Here is a 22,945-nt window from a genome sequence, read left to right on the forward strand (position 1 = left end):
GGGCGCTGATTGTCGGTGTTCTTGAAACCGCGTGCGGTCAGTCCCCTCTCCCTCCGGGAGAGGGTTAGGGTGCTCTTCAGCGTTTGACCTGCTTCAGCGTCTCGGCAATCAAAAACGCCAGTTCCAGTGACTGATCGGCATTCATCCGCGGGTCGCAGTGGGTGTGGTAGCGATCCGACAGGCTGTCTTCGGTAATCGGATTGGCACCGCCGATGCATTCGGTCACGTTCTGGCCGGTCATTTCGATATGAATGCCACCTGCGTAACTGCCTTCGGCATCGTGAACCTGGAAGAACTGTTTCACTTCACCCAGTATTTGCGCGAAATCACGGGTCTTGTAGCCGCTGCTGGCCTTGATGGTGTTGGCGTGCATCGGGTCGCAACTCCACAGCACCTGCTTGCCTTCGCCTTCTACCGCGCGGATCAGCTGCGGCAGGTGATCGCCCACTTTGTCGGCACCCATGCGCACGATCAGGTTGAGGCGGCCCGGATCGTTATCCGGGTTGAGGATATCGATCAGGCGGATCAGGTCTTCGTTGTTCATGCTCGGGCCGACCTTGACCCCGATCGGGTTGTTGACCCCGCGCAGGAACTCGACATGGGCGCCGTCCAGCTGGCGTGTGCGGTCGCCGATCCAGAGCATGTGTGCCGAGCAATCGTAGTAATCGTTGGTCAGGCTGTCGCGGCGTACGAAGGCTTCTTCGTAATTCAGCAGCAACGCTTCGTGGGCAGTAAAGAAGCTGGTTTCGCGCAGTTGCGGCGAGCTGTCCATGCCGCAGGCACGCATAAAGGCGAGGGTTTCATCGATACGGTCGGCCAGCTGGCTGTATTTCTCTGCCAGGGCCGAGTTGGCGATGAAGTCCAGGTTCCACTTGTGCACCTGGTGCAGGTCGGCAAAGCCGCCCTGGGCAAAGGCGCGCAGCAGGTTCAGGGTGGCGGTGGACTGGTGATAGGACTGCAGCAGGCGTTCTGGGTCTGGCACGCGGCTTTTTTCATCAAAGCCAATGCCGTTGACGATATCGCCTCGATAGGCAGGCAAGGTCACGCCGTTGATGGTTTCGTCATTGGCCGAGCGCGGCTTGGCGAATTGCCCGGCCATGCGCCCGACCTTGACCACCGGGCACCCTGCCGCGAAGGTCATGACAATGGCCATTTGCAGCAGGACCTTGAACGTGTCACGAATCTTGGCTGCCGAAAACTCCGCAAAACTCTCGGCACAATCACCGCCCTGAAGCAGAAACGCCCTGCCTTGAGTGACCTCGGCAAACTGTCGGCGCAGTTCCCGGGCTTCGCCGGCAAATACCAGTGGCGGGTAACTGGCCAGGCTTTGCTCGACGCGCAGCAGGTGCGCCGCGTCAGGGTAGTGGGGTTGTTGCTGGATCGGCAGGGCGCGCCAGCTGTCAGGGGTCCAGATTGGGCTCATCGCAGACTCTAGTATTTGTTGGAGATGGCCCATGTTAGCAGCAATTAGTGCGTGACCTGTTGCGCCGCAATGGCCGACAATCGCGCCTTTGCGCTCGATATCGAGTGGCTGTTTTTTCAGCGCCGCGGGTAGTACCGGGGCGCGGCAAGGAGAGGAAATGTCTGAGGAGCGCGTAGAGCGTCTGCTCGCCGAAGTTCATGATGACTTCGGCATGATTCGAGTGCTGGAAGTGGCTGACTACCGTTTCCTCGAATTCGGCGATGCGATCGAGCAAAGCTGCGTGTTCACTGCTGACCCCAGCTGGCTGGAATACGACTACACCCGCGCCATGCTGATTGGTGCGTTGTGCCATGACGCTCCGGAAAGCGCACTGTTTCTGGGGTTGGGTGCCGGAACCCTGACCCAGGCCTGTCTCAAGTTTTTGCCCCTGGAAGATGTCGAAGCCATCGAGCTGCGCCCGGATGTGCCGCGTCTGGCCATCGAATACCTGGGCCTGGATGATGATCCGCGTTTGTATATTCGTATCGGTGATGCCCTGGAGCTGCTGGACAGCGCCGAGCCCGCGGACCTGATTTTTGTCGATCTGTACAACGATCTTGGACCGGCAGCGGGTCACCTGGCCTGGACATTCCTTGAAAACTGCCAAAAGAAGCTGGCCCCCAATGGCTGGCTGATCATCAACCAGTGGGCCACCGACGATGGCAAGCCGCTGGGGGCTGCGTTGCTGCGCGGCCTGTATCACCGCCATTATTGGGAGCTGCCGGTCAAGGAGGGTAATGTCATCCTGATGGTACCTGCTGATCTGGAACAGGCACTCGATATCGACGCGCTGACAGTCCGGGCACAAGTCCTGGCTCCGCGTCTGGGTTATTCGCTGGAGTCCCTGATCAAGGCAATTCGCCCGGCGACTTGATGCCAAGCGGTGAAACGTTTTAGCGTTTCACCCAGAGTGGCCCGGCACGAAAAGCTTTTTCAAGGACGAAAAAAAACGTTAAAGCCCGGTCCACAGAGGGATACAGACGATTTTGTGGCAAAAAACCCCTTCTTTTTTTTGATAAATCCGGTATAGTGCGCGCCGGCCTTTAGCCGGGCCACGTTTAGGTGTCGCATTTCCCGAAGCACGCTTCGGCTGCTCGTCCGTTTCGCGGACAACCCTGAACGCTCCATTCATTTAAACGTTTTCGCAAATCCCCGCCGACAAAGCAGCCAGGGCGACTCTTGAGTCTTACACGGCATGCGCAGCTTTGGAGCATGGGTCTTTGCGGATGCACTTAGAGGCAGACCCATGACCCAGGAAACCGGCGGCTTCGCCGCTTTTAATCTTAATCCGAACATTCTTTCTGCTGTCATCGCGACTGGCTACGAAGAACCTTCGGCTATTCAGCAGCAATCGATCCCGATCATCATGGCCGGTCACGACATGATTGGTCAGGCGCAAACCGGTACGGGTAAAACCGCCGCGTTCGCCCTGCCGATCCTGCACCGCATCGATCCTGCTAAGCGCGAGCCGCAAGCCCTGATCCTGGCGCCAACCCGTGAGTTGGCGCTGCAAGTAGCAACCGCTTTCGAAACCTACGCCAAGCAAATGCCGGGCGTTACCGTTGTGGCCGTTTACGGCGGCGCCCCTATGGGTCCACAACTGAAAGCAATCCGTAATGGCGCACAGATCGTTGTCGCCACTCCGGGCCGTCTGTGCGACCACCTGCGTCGTGACGAAAAAGTGCTGTCGACCGTGAACCACCTGGTTCTGGACGAAGCTGACGAAATGTTGAAACTGGGTTTCATGGACGATCTTGAAGTTATCTTCAAGGCACTTCCGCCAACCCGTCAGACCGTATTGTTCTCGGCAACCTTGCCGCAGTCGATCCGTGCCATTGCCGAACGCCATCTGCGCGATCCGCAACACGTGAAGATCCAGACCAAGACTCAGACCGTTACCGCGATCGAACAGGCTCACCTGTTGGTTCACGCTGACCAGAAGACCTCGGCTGTATTGAGCCTGCTGGAAGTTGAAGATTTCGACGCCCTGATCATGTTCGTTCGCACCAAGCAAGCGACCCTGGATCTGGCCAGCGCCCTTGAAGCCAAAGGCTACAAAGCTGCTGCGCTGAACGGTGACATTGCCCAGAACCAGCGTGAGCGCGTTATCGACTCGCTCAAGGATGGCCGTCTGGACATCGTTGTGGCAACCGACGTAGCGGCACGTGGTCTTGATGTTCCACGTATCACTCACGTGTTCAACGTTGACATGCCTTACGATCCAGAGTCCTACGTTCACCGTATCGGCCGTACTGGCCGTGCCGGTCGCGAAGGTCGCGCACTGCTGCTGGTGACTCCGCGTGAGCGCCGCATGCTGCAAGTGATCGAGCGTGTAACCGGTCAGAAAGTTGCGGAAGTCCGTCTGCCGGATGCCCAGGCTGTTCTTGATGCCCGCATCAAGAAGTTGACCAACAGCCTGACGCCGCTGGTCGCTGACGCTGAATCGACTCACGGTGATCTGCTGGATCGCCTGATTGCCGATATCGGCTGCAGCCCGCGTGCCCTGGCCGCTGCTCTGCTGCGCAAGGCAACCAACGGTCAGGCCCTGACCCTGGCAGCCATCGAGCGTGAACGTCCACTGGTGCCTAACAGTGCACCGCGTGAGCGTTCCGAGCGTTCGGGTGACCGTCCTGATCGTGGTGATCGCGAGCGTCGTGCTCCGGTTCCATTGGCTGAAGGCCGTGCACGTTGCCGTACCGCGCTGGGTGCGCGTGACGGTATCGCTGCCAAGAACCTGCTGGGCGCTATCCTCAACGAGGGTGGCCTGGCTCGTGAAGCTATCGGTCGCATCCAGGTGCGTGACAGCTTCAGCCTGGTAGAACTGCCGGAAGCCGGTCTGGAAGGTTTGCTGGCCAAACTGAAAGACACCCGCGTTGCTGGCAAGCAGTTGAAACTGCGTCGCTACCGCGAAGATTAATCACTCTTGCAGTGATTGATCGCTAAAAAAATCCCCGCCTGGTGCGGGGATTTTTTTTGTCCGGGATTTGTATTTGCTGGCCTTTGTGGGAGCGGGGCGCTAGCCAAACCGGTAGATATCCATCCCCAACGCACCCAGTGTCCAGCCCTGGTGGGCAATGCTGAACTGGCCGCCCGCGGCACGGGCAAAATACAACGGCAGCAGGTGCTCGTCGCTGGGGTGGTTTTTAGCGGCGAAAGGCGCCTGTGTGCGGTAGGCATGCAGCGCCGTTTCGTCATCAGCCGCCAGTTTGTCGATCATCCAGTCACGAAACGCCTTGGCCCAGGGTTCAATGCTCTCAGGGCCTGCGTGCCAGTCCAGTTCGCGCAGGTTGTGGGTGATGCTGCCCGAGCCGATGACCAGAATCCCCTCGCTGCGCAAGACCGCCAGTGCATGGCCTACCCTGGTCTGGCCCGCCGGGCCCAACTGGCTGGGCAACGAGACCTGCACCACCGGGATATCCGCATCCGGGTACATCAAGGACAGTGGCACCCAGGCGCCATGGTCAAAAGGGCGTCTGGCGTCCAGTCGCGCCGGCAAGCCGTTGTCTGCCAGTAATTCCACAATGTTCGCGGCCAACTTCGGGTCGCCGGGCGCAGGGTATTGCACGGCAAACAGTGCTGGCGGGAAGCCGCCAAAGTCATGCCAGGTTTCCGGTGACGGGTGGCTGGCGACCCGCAGGTCGGGGCTTTCCCAGTGCGCAGACACCAGCACTATGGCCTTGGGGCGCGGCAGTTCGGCCGCCAGGCGTTTGAGCGCCGGGCCACTGGCGCCCGGTTCCAGTGCTAGCATGGGGGAGCCGTGGGAGATAAACAGGCTGGGGAGCATGAAAGATGTCCTCGAAGTTGAGATGCGTCATCTTCATCCTGATCATTGATCTAAATCCAATATAAGTTTTAGTGCTTATCTATCGAATTTAAAGGTGAATCATGCAGCCCGAATTTTGGCACGACCGCTGGGATCGCAATCAGATTGGCTTTCACCTGTCGCAGGTCAACCCTTACCTTCAGCGCCTTTGGCCGGCACTGGGGGTGGAGGAGGGCGGTCGTGTGCTGGTGCCGCTATGCGGCAAAAGCCTGGATATGAGCTGGCTGGCGGCCAACGGTCATGAAGTGCTGGGCGTGGAGCTGACGCAGACGGCCGTGGAGCAGTTTTTCAGTGAACAACAGGTCGAGCCACAGGTTCGTCAGCAGGGCGCCTTCAAGGTGTACGAGGCGGGTCCTGTGAAGATCCTCTGCGGTGATGTGTTTGCCCTGACTGAGGCTGACGTGGCCTCCTGTGTGGGGTTGTATGACCGCGCTGCAACCATCGCATTCCCTCCCGAGATGCGTGCGGCCTATGCTCGGCACCTGAGCCGGATTCTGCCGCCAAGCTGTCGGGGGCTGTTGATTACCCTGGATTACGATCAGTCGCAAATGAACGGCCCGCCGTTCTCGGTGCCGGACGCCGAGGTACAAAGCCTGCTGTCGCATGCCTGGGCGCTGGAAGTGCTCGAGCAGCCGGATGTACTCGATCAGGAGTGGAAGTTCCTCAAGAGTGGCGTGACGCGACTGGTGGAGCGGGTGTATCGCCTGAGCAAAATCGCCTGAAGCAAAACCCGGGCACAAAAAAGGGCGACCTGGGTCGCCCTTTTTATGTTTGCCGTGGGGTTAGCCGCGGCGACGCAGTGCGTCGATACGTTCTTCCAGTGGCGGGTGGCTCATGAACATCCGCGCCAGGCCTTGTTTGAGGCCGCCGTTGATGCCGAAAGCCGCCATGGTGTCCGGCATGTGCACCGGCAGACCCTGCTCGGAGCGCAAGCGCTGCAGGGCGCTGATCATGGCCGAGGTGCCGGCGAGCTGCGCACCGGCTTCGTCAGCCCGGAATTCACGTTTACGCGAGAACCACATCACAATGGCGCTGGCGAGGAAACCCAGGACCAGTTCGGCGAAGATGGTCGCAACGTAGTAGGCAATGCCGCGGCCCTCGTCGTTCTTGAACACCACCTTGTCGACAAAGTTGCCGATGATTCGGGCAAAGAACATGACAAAGGTGTTCACCACGCCCTGCACCAGCGCCAGGGTGACCATGTCGCCGTTGGCAACGTGGCCGATTTCGTGGGCCAGTACCGCTTTTACTTCATCGGGCGAAAAACGCTCGAGCAAGCCCTGGCTGACTGCGACCAGTGCATCGTTTTTATTCCAGCCCGTGGCAAAGGCGTTAGCCTCGTATGCCGGGAAAATCCCCACTTCAGGCATCTTGATCCCGGCTTCGCGGGACAGTTGTTCAACGGTTTGCATCAACCATTGTTCATGACGAGTACGAGGTTGTGTAATCACCTGGGTGCTGGTGCTCATCTTCGCCATCCATTTGGATATGAATAGCGAGAACAGAGACCCTGCAAAACCAAAGACCGCACAGAACACCAACAGCTGACTGAGGTTCAGATCAACCCCGTTGGCCGCCATGAACCCGTCAAAGCCGAACAGGCTCAGGGTGATGCTGGCAATCAGCACGACCGCCAGGTTAGTGGCCAAAAACAGCAGAATGCGCATCATGGTTGTATGAATCTCCTCGTCTTAAGGGTGTTGCCGTATGCGGGGTATATAAGGTGCTGCCACAGGCTATTCAACCAGGTGACTATTTCAAACTGTGTCCTGCAGCCTGATTTTAGTAGTTTGCTGGGAATTTCCTAATATGAAGGAGCGTTTTTTTTGGCCAAAAGTTCCACTGAGCGCCAGTAAATAAAGGGCTTTATGGTTTTCATGAGGCTATTGAAGGCGGGGGAGGTCCGTAAAGACGCAGAATGAAGAATGTTTCATCAGACACATGTTGTGCGACTTTTGATTGGTCGCACAACATATTCAGAAACTACTGACGATAAGTCTTCAGAAAGTTACCGATCCGGCCAATGGCCATGTCCAGCTCGTCGACACGAGGCAGGGTCACGACGCGGAAGTGATCCGGCCACGGCCAGTTGAAGGCGGTGCCTTGTACCACCAGCAGTTTTTCCGAGAGCAGGAGGTCCAGCACGAATTTCTCGTCGTTGAGGATCGGGCACACTTTCGGGTCGATACGCGGGAACGCATACAACGCCCCCATCGGTTTCACGCAACTGACACCGGGGATCGCGTTGAGCAGTTCCCAAGTGCGGTTCCGTTGCTCAAGGAGGCGTCCGTTGGGCAGTACCAGATCATTGATGCTCTGGTAGCCGCCCAGTGCGGTTTGAATGGCGTGCTGGCTGGGCACGTTGGCGCACAGGCGCATGTTGGCCAGCATGTCGATGCCTTCGATATAGCCCTGAGCGTTTTGCTTGGGCCCGGAGATGGCAATCCAGCCCGAGCGGAAACCCGCAACCCGGTACGACTTGGACAGGCCGTTGAAGGTCAGGCACAACACGTCAGGGGCCAGTGAAGCGGTGCAGATATGCACCGCGTCGTCGTAGAGGATCTTGTCGTAGATCTCGTCCGAGAACACCACCAGATTGTGCTGGCGGGCAATCTCGAGCATGCCCAGCAGGACTTCCTTGGAGTACACCGCACCCGTCGGGTTGTTCGGGTTGATGATGACCATGGCTTTGGTGTTTGGAGTGATCCTGGCTTTTATGTCCTCAAGATCAGGCCACCAGTTGGCTTGCTCGTCGCACAGGTAGTGCACCGGATGGCCGCCAGCCAGCGTCACGGCAGCGGTCCACAGCGGGTAGTCCGGTGCTGGTACGAGAACTTCGTCGCCATTGTTGAGCAGCGCCTGCAGCGACATCACGATCAGCTCGGACACGCCGTTGCCCAGGTAGATGTCTTCGATGCCGACACCTTCCACCTGCTTTTGCTGGTAGTACTGCATGACTGCCTTGCGGGCGCTGAACAGGCCTTTGGAGTCGCTGTAGCCCTGGGCTGTCGGCAGGTTGCGGATCACGTCCTGGAGGATTTCGTCCGGCGCTTCAAAACCAAAAGGTGCCGGGTTGCCGATGTTCAGCTTGAGGATGCGATGGCCTTCCTCCTCCAGTCGTTTGGCGTGCTTGAGCACCGGGCCGCGAATGTCATAACAGACGTTGGCGAGCTTGTTTGATTTGCTGACCTGCATGGCGATGTGATCCCGAAAATGAACGATCCAGGCGATGTGATGACCACTGCTCTGGGAAATTCTGTGTTTGCACACAGTGGCTAACACCGCTTTGCTTCAAGAATCCGTTTGAATGCAGCTAGGGCGGGTGCCAGACTGGTGATTAACGAGGCGCAATCATACGTGCCACCCGATCCCTGGAAAAGCCACCGGTCGGGGTTTTTCAGTGACAGAGGCAGAACCATGGAAAAGTTGAACAAAACCCTGGACGAATGGAAGGCCATGCTCGACCCGGAGCAATACAACGTGTGCCGCCTCAAAGGCACCGAACGGCCGTTTTCGGGGAAATACAACGCCACCAAAACTGACGGTGTCTATCACTGTATCTGCTGCAACGCGCCGCTGTTTGACTCCAGCGCCAAGTTTGACTCTGGCTGCGGCTGGCCGAGCTTTTCCCGGCCCATTGGCGACAGTGCGATGGTCGAGATCCGTGACGTCAGCCACGGCATGGTGCGTACCGAAGTGGTCTGCGCCAAATGTGATGCGCATCTGGGCCATGTGTTCCCTGACGGTCCGCCCCCGACCGGGCTGCGCTACTGTATCAACTCGGTGTGCCTGGACCTGGTCCCTCGCGTCTGACTTCTTGAGGTGTTGCCATGAACGATAACCTGCTCGATATTGCCTGTACCACGCTGGTCGGTGAGCAAAAGGCCCTTGGCGATTTCGGCGGCAAGGCGCTGCTGGTGGTCAATACGGCCAGCAAGTGCGGCTTTACCCCACAGTACAAAGGGCTGGAGGCGTTGTGGCAGCAGTACAGGGATCAAGGGCTGGTGATTCTGGGCTTCCCCTGTAACCAGTTTGGCAAGCAGGAGCCGGGCGACGAAGCGGCCATTTCCGGGTTTTGCGAGCTGAATTTTGGTGTGAGCTTCCCGCTGTTCAAGAAGGTCGAGGTCAATGGCCCCCAGGCTCATCCGTTGTTTGTCCAGCTCAAGAGGCGTGCGCCGGGGCTGTTGGGCTCGCAGGTAATCAAATGGAACTTCACCAAATTCCTGGTCAGTGGCGATGGCAAAAGCGTAAAGCGCTATGCCCCGACCACCAAGCCTGAGGCGCTCAAGGCCGATATCGAAGCGTTACTGGGTTAAAATCGCTCTATCTGTAGCCGCTGACGAGTGGAACGAGGCTGCGATCGGCGGCGCAGCCGTCGCAAATCCTGAAAACCGTGTCTGTCTGGTGCACCCTGGTGCATCATTTTGCGACCGCTTCGCGCTCGATCGCAGCCTCGTTCTACTCGTCGGCGGCAACACGGTTGGTGTCTCTGTCTCGCCTTTGCGGCACCCATACCTCAATCAACGCCGCCAGCTCTTCGCGCCGAAACGGCTTGGCCAGATAATCGTTCATCCCCGCCGAACGGCAGCGCTCGCGCTCTTCGGGCATGGCATTGGCGGTCAGGGCGACGATGGGCAACTTGGGCCAGCGCCCGCGATGGCGGATTTGCCGTGTGGCTTCGTAGCCATCCATGACTGGCATGTTGCAGTCCATCAACACCAGGTCAAAGGTCTTCTGCTCCAGCCGACTCAGCGCCTCGCCGCCGTGGCTCGCAACCACCACTTCACAGCCCAGCTTGCTCAACATGCCCTTGGCCACCAGCTGGTTGACCGGATTGTCTTCGACCAGCAGGATTCGCGCGCGGTGTACCGCAGGAGTATTCACGGTTTGAGTGCCCTGTACCTCGCTGTCGTCCTTGAGCAACAAATGTTGCAAGGTCTTGTACAGTGCCTGACGCGACAGGGGCCGGGCTTTTTGTTGCAGGGGTGCCAGCGCATTGACCTGGTCACCGGGCATAAAGTTGCCATACGCGGTCACCAGCAGGATCGGCGCACTGATGGCCGGGCGCAGGCCAAACAGGCACTCGGCACAGTCGGTAATCAGTAACTGTGGATGGGTGTCGGTCAGTGAGTCGTCCTGGGAGTAGCGTGTGTAGTCCAGCCCCCACAGGGGCAAAAAACTGCCAAGCATTTCGCTCAGCCCGCTGCTCGCTGCACTCACCACAATAACCCGGCCGGACAACGGCTTTGGCTGGATGGCGGGGGTATGGCAGGGCAGGGGGAGTTCGGCGCAGAACTGGCTGCCAAAACCGACTTCCGAGCTGATGGTCAGGCGTCCGTGCATGACTGCGCACAGACTGTTGGTCAGGGTCAGACCAAGCCCGGTGCCACCATACTGGCGGGTGATGCCGGCCTCTGCCTGAGTGAAGGGGCTGAAAATTCTGGCCTGGGCCTCCTGGGCGATGCCGATGCCGGTGTCGCAAACCTCGATACGTACCTGATCGCCTTGCGCGCTGAGCCGTACATCCACCCGCCCGAATCGGGTGAATTTCAGCGCGTTGGACAACAAATTGCTGACGATCTGTCGAACCCGGGTCGGGTCCCCCATGACCAGTGCCGGAAACTGCGGATCGATCAGGCAGGTCAGTTCCACGCTGGGTGCGGCGTTCTGTGACAGCAGGTTGGCGGTATCTTCGATCAGCGTGCCCAGGTCGAAGGCAATATGTTCAAGCTCCAGTTGGCCCGCGTCGAATTTCGACAGGTCGAGAATGTCATTGAGCAGCTCGACCAGAACCTTGCCGGAGTCATGGGCAATCGACAATTGCTGGTGTTGCTCGGCATTCAGCGGGCTGTCCAGGCACAGCGCCAGCATCCCGAGCAAACCATTGAGCGGGGTGCGTATTTCATGGCTCATATTGGCCAGAAACGCTGAGCGTGCCTGGGCCATTTCCAGGGCAGTAGTGCGCGCAGCCTCAAGCTCTTCATTGGAGTGGCGCAGTTGTTCGTTGCTGGCCTCCAGTTCCTGGGTGCGCACAGAAACAATGGTTTCCAGCTGTGCCAGGTACTCGGTCAGGGTGTTTTCGGCGCGGCGTCGGTATTCCATTTCACGGGCCATGGCCTCGAACTGCTGATTGGCAGCGTTCACCAGTACGCCAATTTCATCGTTTTCGTGACCGCTGGGGCAGTGCACTTTCGACTGCCCCGGATCTGCGGGCTTGCCATCGCTGATCTCACGAATCACTCGCACCAGCGGCTTGGTCAGCATGACGTAAAACAGGCCCAGAAGAATAAAGGTGAGCACGATGCTGCGAATAAAACCGCTGAGCAGTGTGACTTCCGCCCGCTGCAAAAACCGCTTGCCGAAGGGGTAGGTATCCACCTCAAGGTGCAAGACGCCCATGCTTTGTTCGGGGAGGTGATTGAAGTACAGTCGCTGGTCAAATGAGCGGTTGGCACCAAACAGAGAGTCGCTCAGCGCCCGATAACGGCCGGTTTCAGGCAAATCCTGCACCGCCGAGAGCACCAGATAGTCGTTGTCGAGCAGTTGTGCGGCGGTGATCGCCGGTGAGCGCACCAGCCCCTGCAAAAGCTCTTGGGCAAGCTCCGAATCAAGGTTGTAGGCAATGCGTGATGCCGGGTTGTGACTGATCTCCAGCAGCGACTGGATTTCGCGATCGATGGCGGCGTTTTCACTGGCATAATCGATGCCGATTTGCAGCAGGCTAAGCAGGGTCCCCAATATCAGACCGACCAGCACAGTCAGTTTGGCTTGCTTGAAAGACAGGCGGTGGGTGATTTTTATGTCCATTGGGGGGGTTGCACCTGTTTCCATTTCCTTGCGGCGTGCAAGAGTAGTCGATTCGTGGGTCAACCGGCAGGCATTACTGCGGTATTTGCGACCTGGCGATGTGAGTCGTAATGTGGTTTGAGCTGAATGTAGGTCATATCAATATGCCATCATTGTGTATCAGTCTGAGGAAATGTTGTGAATTCTAATCTGGATGCCTTTCTGCAACGGGCCGAAGCGGTCCTCGCACGTCTTGAACCCTTGCTGCCTGCTCAGCGTGAGCCGATCGAATGGCATCAATGCCTGGCGGCCCGTTGGCAGCGGGAGGGGCGTTCGGGTTACCTGATGCCATTGCAAGTCAGCCTTGATATGCGCCTTTCGGACCTGATCGGCGTCGATAACCAGCGGGATCAGCTGGGTCGCAATACCAAACAGTTCCTTGATGGTTTGCCGGCCAACCACGCTCTGCTTTGGGGTTCGCGCGGTACTGGCAAGTCTTCGATCATCCGCGCACTGCTTGCCGAGTATGGCAATGCGGGCCTGCGCCTGATCGAGATCGAGCGTGACCATCTGGCCGACCTGCCGCGGGTGGTCGAGCAATTGCAAGGTTTGCCCCAGCGCTTTGTGCTGTTTTGCGATGACTTGTCATTTGAGGCGGGTGAAAGCGATTACCGGGTGCTCAAAAGCGTGCTCGATGGTTCCCTTGAGCAAGCGCCGGATAACGTCCTGCTTTACGCCACGTCGAACCGCCGTCATCTGGTGCCCGAAAAGGAAAGCGATAACGAGAACTGGAAGAATGTCGACGGTGAGTTGCATCCCAATGAAGCTGTGGAAGACAAGATCGCCTTGTCTGATCGCTTCGGCCTGTGGCTGTCGTTTTATCCGTTCACCCAGGACCATTTCCTGAGCGTGGTTGAGCACTGGATCGATGTATTGGCCACCAAAGCCGGTTTGCAGTGGCAGCGCGACGAGGCACTGGATATTCTGGCGGTGCGCTGGGCAACCGGGCGTGGCAACCGCAACGGCCGTTGTGCCTATCAGTTCGCGCGTTATTGGGTGGGTTTGAAATTGTTGGAGCAAGTGAATGATTGATTTGAACGCCACAGGTGCAGGCCTGAACGGCTATGGCCTGTTGCAGGCTCAGTTGGAGTCGTTGTTGGCAGATGAGCGTGACTTTATTGCCAACGCTGCACAGTTCTCGGCGTTTTTGTATCACCAGCTCGATGATCTGAACTGGGCCGGGTTTTACCTCAATCGTAATGAGGAGCTGGTACTGGGCCCGTTTCAGGGGCAAATTGCCTGTGTTCGTATCCCGTTTGGGCGTGGCGTCTGCGGGGCTGCAGCGGCGAGCCGGCAAACGCAGCGAGTTGAAGACGTGCATGCATTTGCCGGGCACATCGCTTGCGACAGTGCCTCCAACAGTGAGTTGGTCGTGCCGTTGATCAAGGATGGTCGCCTGATCGGCGTGCTGGATCTGGACAGCCCGAGCATCGGGCGCTTCAGCGAGCAGGATCAGTTGGGCATTGAAGCGCTGGCGGCCATCTTTTTGCGCTTGAGCGAGTGCTGATCCGCATCAGTTTTTCAGCCCGGCCTTGAGCATCAGCGCATCGATATCGACCGTATCGATTTGTTGAGGGTCAAGAAACTGCCGGGCGTATTGCAGGTAAATCTGTTCGTGCATGAACAGCGCGAACAGTTGCGGATCAATATGGGCGTCATGGCACATGGCGGCCATGATGTTCAGCGCCTCACTCAAGGTTTTGCTGCGTTTATAGGGGCGATCCGACGCGGTCAATGCCTCGAAAATATCGGCAATTGCCATCATCCGTGCCTCCAGGCTCATTTCCTCGCGTTTCAGGCGTTTTGGATAACCGCTGCCATCCATTTTTTCGTGATGCCCCCCGGCAATTTCGGCAATGTTGCTCAGGTAGGCAGGTAGCGGCAGGCTGCTGAGCATCAGGATGGTTTGCACGATGTGGTTATTGATGATGTAGCGCTCTTCGCGGGTCAAGGTGCCGCGCCGGGTACTGAGGTTGTACAGCTCGCCACGGTTGAATTTGTAGGGTGGTACTTCGAGTTTGAAGCCCCAGGGGTTTTCGGGGTCAATCAGGTCGGCCTCGGGGCGAGTGAACAGGTGCTCGGGCTTGTCGGCCAGCAGCGACTCGGTCACCGGCAAGGCTTGCTCCTGGCGGGTGGACTGGCGTTTGTTTTCTTCCCAGGATACGCCAAGGCGATCATCCAGCGTGCGGGTCCAGGTGCGGCGCGCAATGGCGTTCAAACGCTGCAGGTCTGCCTCCATCATGGCTTCCCCGCCCAGATTGCACTGGGCGACAAAAGCGAAGTCATCATCCAGCTCAAGCAGGCAGGCATCTCGCAGGTGCGCCAGCTGTTGATCGTCGCCACCCAGGGCTCGTGCCTGCCAGTAATTGACCCAGGCATCGCGCTTGAGCACTTCAAAGCGGGTGCGGATTTCGTGAATGCGGTCGTACAGGGTTTCCAGCTTGGTGGCCTTGTCGACTACATATTCCGGTGTTGTGACTTTGCCGCAGTCGTGCAGCCAGGCGGCGATACGCAGCGCCTCCCATTGCTCATCCGTGGGAGCGTACTGCTCAAAGGGTGGCTGCCGGCTCGTAGCCGCCGCCTGGGCCAGCATCAATGTCAGGATTGGAACCCGTTGGCAATGGCTGGCGGTGTACGGGCTTTTGGCGTCGATAGCCCCCGCCAGCAATTGGATCAATGCATCCAGCAACTGTTTCTGCCGAGCCTGCAGGCGCTGGCTTTCAATAGCAACGGCAGCCGTACCGGACACCGCCTGGATAAAGGCAATCCGGTCGGCCCGCAAGTGGTCCTGATCGTCAGTCGAACCACTGTCGTTCAATACCAGCACAAGAATACCCACCGTTTCGCCCTGGCGGTTGTGCAGGCGAATGCCGATCAGGTGGACACTCTGGCTGCCCAGTTCATCCATCACAGACTGCAACTCACCCGCCTGTTCAAGGGTGAGTGAGCGGGCGACACTGTCATGACCTTCGAAAAGCGCCCGCAACCACTCGGGGCTCTGGCTGTCGTCAGGGTTTAGCACGGGCGCGGGCTGGGTTGCCAGATCCTGGGGCTGGCCGTTGATGATCAGGCCTTTTAACTCCAGTTGAGTACTGTCGTTTTTTGTCAGGTAGATCAGCCCGGCCTCTGCCTGAGCAATCTTGAGAGTCTCGAACAGTACGGACTGCAGCAAGGGTTCAAATCGGGTATGGGCCGAGAGGCTGGAGGTGATTTCAAAAAAGCTGGCGAGGGTTTCTTTCATGCGACCCATGGATGCCTGCATCTGATCGATTTCGAGCACGGGCGATTGTCGTGTGAATGGATAGTTGAAATCGAACCGTCGAACCGCATCGGCTTCACGCACCAATTCGCGCAAGGGCCTCACCAGCAACCTGGAGGTCACCCACCCCATGGGCAGGCACAGCACCAGGGCGCCCAATGTCACCAGGGCCCCTTGCCAGCGCAACTGATAGGCATCGGCCAACAGCTCGTCTTGCGGGACCATCATTGCCAATTGCAAGCCATTGGCACTGCCATCGTCCACCTTGAACCGCGAAACGATCCATTGGCGCTGGCCGTCGTCCAGGCGCTGCTGAGCATCTGCCCCTTGATTGATCAGCAGTCCAAGGGCCGGATTCAGCTCCGAGACTTTGGGCAGTTTGGTGGGGTCCATGGCGTTCAATAATTTGTTGAAGTCCGGGTAAGCGATGGCCCGGCCATCATCGCCGAACAGAACAATCTGTGTACCAGGCGTTGTTTGATGGTCGGCCAGGGTGGCGGACAGTTGAGACAGCGTTACATCGGCACCCATCACCGTATTGGCAGTACTGCGTTTGGCGAGTGTAGTACCAACTTCGTGGGTGGTAAAAAACAGGTAGGGGCTGGTGGTGGTCTGATTTTTGTCGGCATCCTGCGCAATAAACCAGCTGCGAACGCGGGGGTCATAGAGCTCATTGGGGATGTTGCGCTGTTCGAGCTGTTTCAGATTTGCATCCAGATACAGTTTTTTTGAATTAACCGTGCCTTGCCGGGCTGCACGTGTTATCGACCATACTTCGAAGCTAGCTTGGGGTGGGGCTTTTAACTGGCGCCGGATCTCTTGATTGCGTAAAGGCCGGACCAGGAAAAAGTTGCCGTTGTCATCGCCCAGGTATAGAGCTGACAGTGTGTGGTTGTCTTCGAGTGCTTGTACAAAGGGCTGCAGCAGGCCTGTTCGAAGCTCGACCTGGTCGGTTGTGGCCGCAGAATCAAGAATTAGCAGGTTGAGCGCATGCCGTATGGGTTGATAGGCATCCAGCAGGTCATCCTGAACATCCTGTTCTATGTAGCTGAACAACTTTTGGCTGCTGTCGAGAATGATGCGGGTGGTTGGCTGGTAATTGAATACGCCCAGTACAACGCCCAGCAATAGCAACAAAAATGTAAACATCGCACTTATGTGAGCATGCAGCGGGTACTGGCGCCGATGGGAGAGCGCACTGTTGCGCATGGGCTGATTCTCCGCTGATGTAGGCGTGCTGGTATCTATCAGCATAGTAAAACCGCGCCAACCTGCCTTTGATTGGCGCTCAGGTGTGCTTCGTCAACGATTCAAGTTGCAGGGCCAGCGCCTGTCCCAGTGCACGCATGGAGACCTGCACTTGCTCGCGGGCCTGCACAAGGTTAGCGGGCGTGGCTTGCTCCAGTGCCTCGCAGTTGTTGATCAGGCTTTGGGCGCCCACGATGCGGGCAGCGCCTTTTATCCTGTGGGCAATTTCGACAAACGCCTGCAATTCGCCGTTGTCAGGTAACTCAAGCAGCGTCTTGAGATCCTGGCAGTTGCTGCGGAGCAGTTCTTCCAGCAAGAGTCTTGTTCGTTCCTTGTCGCCTCCTGTAAGCGGGCTGAGAGCGTCGGCGTTGAAGACTTCCGGGCAGTGGAATAGCGGCTCAAGCATGGCCAGTCGTTGACTCAACAGGGTCAGGCTGATGGGTTTGAACAGGCAGTCGTCCATTCCTGCCTGCTTGCAGCGTTGCCGCTCTTCCGGTTGGGCATTTGCAGTAAACCCCAGCACGGTACATGGCCGTTGGCTGGAGGCCAGCTCATGCTTGCGTATGGCTCGAGTCAGCTCATAGCCATTCAGGACAGGCATGTTGCAGTCTGCAATGACCAGGTCGAATTTTCCTGTCTTCCAGGTTTTCAAACCTGCGGCGCCGTCGTGCTCGGTGGTAAACCTGTGCCCTAAAAATCCAAGTTGCTGGCACATCAGCAAGCGGTTGGCCGGGTGATCATCCACCACCAGTACGTTAAGCGGATGAGCGGCAGGGTTGATTGAGGGTTCTTGTGCGGGGGTGCACTGGGACGGCGTCAGGGTCGGCACTTCAAGTTTTATCTGAACCTGGGTACCTGCACTTTCCTGGCTGCTCAGTACCAGGGTGCCGCCCATCATTTCGCACAGGCTACGGCAGATGACAAGGCCAAGACCGGCACCATTGAGCGCCAGTTGCCCGCTGTTCTGTGCCTGGGCGAAGGGCTCAAACAGGCGTGCCTGATCACGCTCGCTGATGCCGATGCCAGTGTCTTTGACGCTCAAGTGCAGTTCAGTCCGCTCAGGGGTGCCGGCTGGCAGCAAGTTGATTTCAAGCGTCACCCGGCCTTGTTGGGTGAACTTGATCGCATTGCTGATCAGGTTGGTCAGGATTTGCTTGAGACGAAGCGGATCGATCAGTACGTCGGGTAGATCGTCTGTTGCATCGAAACGCAGGTCGAGCGTGAGGTTTTTTTGCCGCGCCAGGCCATCAAAAATCCGCATCACGGAGTGTGCCAGTTGGTGCAGATTGACGCGTTCCGGGGACAGGTTCAGGCGGCCGGACTCTATACGGGCAATATCAAGAATATCGCCTATCAGCTCCAGCAGGTCTTTGGCCGAGTTATAAGCAACTTCAATGGACGGGCGGTCGAGATGCCCATGGTCGGCGCGCTTGAGCGTCAGTTCAAGCAAACCGATCACTGCAATGACAGGTTGATTTAGTAGAAAATGCTACCATCCCACATCGACAAGGGTTGAGAGCATCCATGACCAGCGCACACCCACTGCCCAGAGCCTTTGCAGAGGTCTTTCAGGGCAACGACAGGATCAACGTATACAGCTACATCCGCTTTTCATCCAAGGCCCAAAAGCTTGGATTCAGTGAGATGAGGCAGATTGATCAACTGAACCGCTTTTTCGAGCACTACCCACAGGCTCGACAGGTCGAGCGCTATGAAGACCTCGGCGTCTCTGCCTTCAAGGGCAAAAACCTGAAATCCGGGCAATTGGCCCTATTTGTTGAGCGAATCAAAGCAAAGGAGATTCTCCCCAATGCCCTATTGCTGGTGGAATCCTTCGACCGGATCAGCCGTATGGGCGGATACGATGCCCTTGAACTCATAATCTCCATAATCCAAGCGGACTGCGCCATTTATACGCTTTTTGATAATCGTCTCTACTCTCGCCGTAAAACAGACAGCAGCGCTGACATCAGCCTAATCCAGAACATTCTGGAACGGGCTAATGATGAGAGCCGTTCAAAATCAGAACGAGTATCGGACGCGAAAGCAAGAAATTTATTGAAAGGCGAAAATGGCGGGATCATAACCAAACGCTGCCCTTTCTGGATCAGCTTCACAGATGGGAAATTTGTCCTAAATGAACACGCTCAGGCCATCAGCCGAGCCGTTGAACTTTGCTTTGACATGGGATTTCAAGCAATTGCAAAAACGCTGAACGACGAGATCCATCCGAAAAAATACACAGAAAGCATCGTTGGTAAATTTTTACGCCAACCAGCAATCTATGGTTCATTTATCGCTATGGAATGGGACGAATCAGGCAAGCCGGTGCAGTTGAAGAAAGAAATTAAAGGCTATTACCCTGCTGTCATCACAGAAGCCGAATTTCATAGAATCAGTGTAAAGCTCCAAGAAAGACAAGATCCGAAACTGGCTGGCCGTAAAGCGGCAGAGTTTAAAAACATTCTCCGAGGATTGGTTTATTGCGCTTGTGGATCTGGTTTTCGCTACCACGCTCAGAAAAGTGGTTATGTTGATCTCGTCTGTTCTGCATCGCTAACTGGACGCTGCACCTCAGCCAAACCCGGAAAAGGCGTTAGATACCGCTATGCACGACTGGAAGAAATTTTTCTGGCTTATCAGGCAAAAATCCCCTTCCACAGAATTATTGCGAAAACAGAAGATATTCAAGCACTGGAAAAAGCCCATGGTGAAATTTCAGGATTGTTGATCCAAAAAGAAAAAGCATTGGCTAACAATTTTTCAATTTTGGAAAAGGCGTCAGAAAGTGCGCAAAAATACGTCCTAACCAGAATCGAAGAAGTGAGCCAAGAACTCGACCAGCTCAAAGCCAAAGAACAGGAAATCAGCCACAGAATTAGCACCCTGCACCTTGCAAGTAAATCCACCATTAACGTGATGGAAATTTACAAACTACTCCTAACGGAGCACGGTCGAATGAGGGTTAACAACTTCTTGCAAGGTCAGGGCGTAAGGCTCAATGTCACGCCAATAAAGAAGAAACACTATATCATTGATCTTTACCTTGGTGATATTCACATTGATCGCATTCAAGTGACCCCAGATGGTTATTTTGCTGATAAAACTGTTAACCTCTGACACCGCTATCCAGCCCTAAAAACGCACCCAAGCAAGCTTGGGCACCTTTTAGGGCTTTGCCCAAGAGCATTCAAGCAGGCTGGACAAATCCAGCCCAAAGCAGGCCCTAACAAGTCAGGGCCAAGCCGGACAAATCCGGCTAAGAGCAAAAGCATTGATCCAAATGCTAATATTGAAGTATGGCTTCTTTTAACCCGTTGGGCTTATTACCAGACTTAACTTCGTTAAGACGCTTCGCTTCCGGTAATAAGCACGGGTTCCTCGCCGGAATGGCAGAAGCAAAAGCAAAGCGGCACCAATAAAATATTCAAGATGAGGACAAAATGAATGATAAAAAAATAACTTCGATGATTTTCAAGACTTTGAACTATACAAACGAGATCAAGAAAAAATCAACAAATGGACATGGCGGTCGCCGTCAATTGTTCAAGAGCCTGCGCCACTCTCTGCGTATTCCCGCAAGCCAGCCCAAGAAGCTGGAATGGTTCGATGAACAATCCCACCTTAACCTAATTTGGCTTCCAGAAACGGGCACGATAAAACTCAACGATTATCCAAAAGAACAGAGAGAAGCACTTCTTGTCAAAATAACGACCGAGGCGGAATCCCCGAGCATCGCAGAAGATAACAGGTCAGAACTTATTGCGTTGCGTGCCAAGTTAAAAAATACCGTGAAAAATGCCAGTAAAAAAGAAACTGATGATGGAAGCATTCTCGCCTTTCAGAACATCCTGAACGTGTCAGGCATTGCAGATACTGAACAGCTTTTGTCCGACCTTGATCAGTTCGACATAAAGCGCAAAAGCCAGAAGCTCGACACAGCAAGGCAGTTTCTCGAATGCCACAACGAGATAGAGCGTGGACCTAAACCGCTAATCAGGAAAAATCAGGCGGTAATACAGGAGGCATTTTTCAAATTCCCAGCAAAGAATGAGGTCAAAGGCTTGTCCCCAGAGAAGCGAATTGACCTAATTAGAAATTTTTACAAAGCTATTTTTCCTGAATATCCTATTCATTTCGTCGTATTGCATGGTGATGAAGATACCGACCTGACGGAGCATAGCGACCATCCGCATATTTTTATATCCACTAAAAGCAGCAAGACTGGGCGCTATGATTTGCGAGACACACAAATAAAGAGGGTTAATGCTTATTTGACAAAGTATCGCCCAGGAACAAATCCTATTGGCGAAAAACCCGATTTTCTGGAGTCACAGTTACTGTTCGGGTATTTGCAAGACATGTTCTATGCCTACACCAACAATACGCTGTTGAAGGAAACACCATATCGAGCCAAGAAACACGAAAAAACAGAGGGACACATGAAGACGCTTCGATATATCAACGCAGAAGCTAAAAAGCCAAAATCCGAACGTGCCTTCAACCTTTACACGCTCGCCCAGGAGCGAAAGGCAAAAGCTGAGCAGAAGGCCCAGCTTGCACAGCAAAACCGTATCAAGGCCGAAGCAGCAGCAGAGAACGCTATAGAGCGTCATAGGCTGGCAGAACAAGCCACAATAGAAGAAAGAGAGCTTGCAGAGGCGTATCGAAGAAAAGCTGAAAATTATGAAGGGGCTATTTCAAAGATGCGTGCTGACCAAGCCAAAGCAGAAGCAGATCACTCCAAAATAAAAGCTGAGTTGAAATTATTCAGAAGCAATATGTCAGAATTGATTGATGGCATTACCAATTGGCTTGAAGAGACTTTCGCCGCTCGACGCAAGGACATTCAAGAGAAATGCTTGGAGCGTGCAAGAAAGGCTTATGAGAGAGTTCGTGAGAATGATAAGTCCGAGGATAGTCGTTTTACCAAGAAGGCAGAGGCACAGGTGGATACTCAACTCGCCGAGTTGGAATTGTATAATAATGAGATCCTTGACATACCACCAGCAAAGGAAATAAGGCGAAAAATCATAAGACCATAAAAAGCCACCCGGAGGTGGCGATAAATAATTAAATTCAAATATGACAATGTCAAGATAGCATATCAATTGGAAAATACGCCATTTAAACTAATATTTTTCGGAATTACATTTATCACAATTTCCTTTGACTGAGGCTTTTCTATTGTTTTCTTACCAAGCTGTATGTAGGTCAATATTACATCTCCCCCTTCAAAAGAAACGTCTTTCATCATCACTGTCTTGTCCTTGACAGCTTTGGCGGTTATATCACCGTTACCGGTATATTTATCAATCGTCCTTGGTAGAGCGATTTCAATATCAGAATTTCCAGCACCAACCACAGATTGGAATTTAGAAATAACTGCTCCAACCTTGCTCGCGCTGTATTTGCCACTACTCAGGTCATCTATGGTAACTATCAACTTGTGGCGTTCACTTGTCGCCCAATTCGACGCAGAGAGGCTATTGAGATAATTCGAGAATGCTTCGCCGTTTTGCAAGCTGGACGATGTAACAGAAATGTTGCTCAACAGCCCATCAGGGGCAGCGCCAGCATTGGCGATAGGTTGAGTGTCGGTTTGGGTTGACGCACAGTTATTGTTGCTCACAATCCACTGCTCACCGTATGGGAAAATTTCCAAGCCCTGAGAGTTTGTTGCTTTAACTCGATAACGCTGAATGCTACCAGTTTGCCCAGATGGACAAGCCAACTCATTAGTCTCTTGTATAACGTCAGTGATTTGTGCGACGCATGACTCATAATCTACGTTCGTGATCTCAAATTGAAATTTAGTATCGGTTGCTTTTACAGTAGCGCTGTATGTCGTTGTATAAGTTCCGTGCTTATATACAGTCCCTGAATAGGTTCCTTGCGCAACTCCATAATAAGAATCGCAGCTTTCCTCCTGAACACCATCCTTTGTTTCGATTGTCTCAGAGGGGATAGGCTTGCAAGTGCTGGAAACATTCACCCAGCCAGAATAATTTCTTTTAGTGGCATCGCTCCAAACCTCATAGGTCTGTTTCTGTTGGATTGATCCAGTCTCTCCAACTGCACAAGCCATGTTCTGAGTTTCTGTCATAGTCCTCACAACAGTCGGACGATTATTTACACAATTTCTGCTTGTTTCTCTCCATACTCCAGCACTCGGAGTTGAGGTAGAGTCGTTCCTATAAGATATCCTTCCTGACTGTCCAGCTGGACAAGGTTCTGTTTTAAAAAATGGTCCACCCGCCGCATGTGAAGATACTGACATGGACGACAACAGAATTAACGCCAACCC

At 55.1% G+C, this 22,945-nt stretch carries 16 protein-coding genes and 1 pseudogene; 9 read left to right on the forward strand and 8 right to left on the reverse strand.

What is annotated here, in order from left to right:
* Window positions 1-76: 76 nt before the first annotated feature.
* Complete coding sequence (locus GHN92_RS06725) at window positions 77-1,423, reverse strand: class II 3-deoxy-7-phosphoheptulonate synthase (RefSeq protein ID WP_095024006.1); 1,347 nt, start codon at window positions 1,421-1,423, stop codon at window positions 77-79.
* Between the two features lie 157 nt (window positions 1,424-1,580).
* On the opposite strand from GHN92_RS06725, the gene GHN92_RS06730 reads away from it, so the two are divergent.
* Together GHN92_RS06730 and GHN92_RS06735 are read left to right on the forward strand one after the other, a co-directional pair.
* Window positions 1,581-2,336: a spermidine synthase gene (locus tag GHN92_RS06730; protein ID WP_095002245.1), complete on the forward strand. Its 756-nt coding sequence runs from the start codon at window positions 1,581-1,583 to the stop codon at window positions 2,334-2,336.
* Window positions 2,337-2,708: 372 nt separating this feature from the next.
* Window positions 2,709-4,379: a DEAD/DEAH box helicase gene (locus tag GHN92_RS06735; RefSeq protein WP_095002244.1), complete on the forward strand. Its 1,671-nt coding sequence runs from the start codon at window positions 2,709-2,711 to the stop codon at window positions 4,377-4,379.
* Window positions 4,380-4,478: 99 nt separating this feature from the next.
* Here the strand turns inward: GHN92_RS06735 and GHN92_RS06740 are convergent, their stop codons facing one another.
* On the reverse strand, window positions 4,479-5,246 hold the full coding sequence (locus tag GHN92_RS06740) for a class III extradiol ring-cleavage dioxygenase (RefSeq protein ID WP_095019382.1): 768 nt from the start codon (window positions 5,244-5,246) through the stop codon (window positions 4,479-4,481).
* A 101-nt stretch (window positions 5,247-5,347) separates the two neighbouring features.
* Between GHN92_RS06740 and GHN92_RS06745 the strand changes: the two genes are divergently transcribed.
* Entirely contained in the window at window positions 5,348-6,007 is a 660-nt protein-coding gene (locus tag GHN92_RS06745) for a thiopurine S-methyltransferase (protein WP_133144890.1), read from the forward strand.
* A 60-nt stretch (window positions 6,008-6,067) separates the two neighbouring features.
* Here GHN92_RS06745 and htpX read toward each other — a convergent pair whose 3' ends face one another.
* Together htpX and GHN92_RS06755 are read right to left on the reverse strand one after the other, a co-directional pair.
* Window positions 6,068-6,955, reverse strand: a complete 888-nt coding sequence (gene htpX, locus GHN92_RS06750; RefSeq protein WP_088379295.1) for a protease HtpX — start codon at window positions 6,953-6,955, stop codon at window positions 6,068-6,070.
* A gap of 313 nt (window positions 6,956-7,268) precedes the next feature.
* The gene (locus tag GHN92_RS06755; RefSeq protein WP_095002241.1) at window positions 7,269-8,480 is read right to left on the reverse strand and encodes a pyridoxal phosphate-dependent aminotransferase; all 1,212 of its coding nucleotides are present in this window, start codon (window positions 8,478-8,480) and stop codon (window positions 7,269-7,271) included.
* 222 nt (window positions 8,481-8,702) lie between these two features.
* Here GHN92_RS06755 and msrB point away from each other — a divergent pair, with 222 nt between their 5' ends.
* On the forward strand, window positions 8,703-9,098 hold the full coding sequence (msrB, locus tag GHN92_RS06760) for a peptide-methionine (R)-S-oxide reductase MsrB (RefSeq protein ID WP_095002240.1): 396 nt from the start codon (window positions 8,703-8,705) through the stop codon (window positions 9,096-9,098).
* A gap of 17 nt (window positions 9,099-9,115) precedes the next feature.
* Window positions 9,116-9,601: a glutathione peroxidase gene (locus tag GHN92_RS06765; protein WP_095024004.1), complete on the forward strand. Its 486-nt coding sequence runs from the start codon at window positions 9,116-9,118 to the stop codon at window positions 9,599-9,601.
* Window positions 9,602-9,743: 142 nt separating this feature from the next.
* Here the strand turns inward: GHN92_RS06765 and GHN92_RS06770 are convergent, their stop codons facing one another.
* Window positions 9,744-12,092, reverse strand: coding sequence for a response regulator (locus GHN92_RS06770; protein WP_133144891.1), 2,349 nt, complete (start codon window positions 12,090-12,092; stop codon window positions 9,744-9,746).
* A gap of 177 nt (window positions 12,093-12,269) precedes the next feature.
* Here GHN92_RS06770 and GHN92_RS06775 point away from each other — a divergent pair, with 177 nt between their 5' ends.
* On the forward strand, window positions 12,270-13,163 hold the full coding sequence (locus GHN92_RS06775) for an ATP-binding protein (RefSeq protein ID WP_095002237.1): 894 nt from the start codon (window positions 12,270-12,272) through the stop codon (window positions 13,161-13,163).
* Window positions 13,156-13,638 (forward strand): GAF domain-containing protein, encoded by a 483-nt coding sequence (locus GHN92_RS06780; RefSeq protein WP_095002236.1) that lies wholly within the window; start codon window positions 13,156-13,158, stop codon window positions 13,636-13,638. Before GHN92_RS06775 ends, GHN92_RS06780 begins: the two co-directional genes overlap by 8 nt.
* Before the next feature lie 6 nt (window positions 13,639-13,644).
* Here the strand turns inward: GHN92_RS06780 and GHN92_RS06785 are convergent, their stop codons facing one another.
* Window positions 13,645-16,599: an HD domain-containing phosphohydrolase gene (locus GHN92_RS06785; RefSeq protein ID WP_153379728.1), complete on the reverse strand. Its 2,955-nt coding sequence runs from the start codon at window positions 16,597-16,599 to the stop codon at window positions 13,645-13,647.
* A gap of 79 nt (window positions 16,600-16,678) precedes the next feature.
* Window positions 16,679-18,118: pseudogene (locus GHN92_RS06790) on the reverse strand (ATP-binding protein); the annotation flags it as partial.
* Between the two features lie 44 nt (window positions 18,119-18,162).
* On the opposite strand from GHN92_RS06790, the gene GHN92_RS06795 reads away from it, so the two are divergent.
* Both GHN92_RS06795 and GHN92_RS06800 read left to right on the forward strand, forming a co-directional pair.
* Window positions 18,163-19,758, forward strand: coding sequence for a recombinase family protein (locus GHN92_RS06795; RefSeq protein ID WP_057384460.1), 1,596 nt, complete (start codon window positions 18,163-18,165; stop codon window positions 19,756-19,758).
* A gap of 323 nt (window positions 19,759-20,081) precedes the next feature.
* A complete protein-coding gene (locus GHN92_RS06800; protein WP_153379731.1) occupies window positions 20,082-21,683 on the forward strand; it encodes a hypothetical protein in 1,602 nt (533 codons plus the stop codon).
* 62 nt (window positions 21,684-21,745) lie between these two features.
* Here the strand turns inward: GHN92_RS06800 and GHN92_RS06805 are convergent, their stop codons facing one another.
* Window positions 21,746-22,744 (reverse strand): hypothetical protein, encoded by a 999-nt coding sequence (locus GHN92_RS06805; RefSeq protein WP_153379733.1) that lies wholly within the window; start codon window positions 22,742-22,744, stop codon window positions 21,746-21,748.
* Window positions 22,745-22,945: the final 201 nt, after the last annotated feature.

Origin of the sequence: Pseudomonas sp. FSL R10-2964 (genome assembly GCF_009600035.1) — a bacterium.
Classification (GTDB): Bacteria; Pseudomonadota; Gammaproteobacteria; order Pseudomonadales; family Pseudomonadaceae; genus Aquipseudomonas; species Aquipseudomonas bubulae.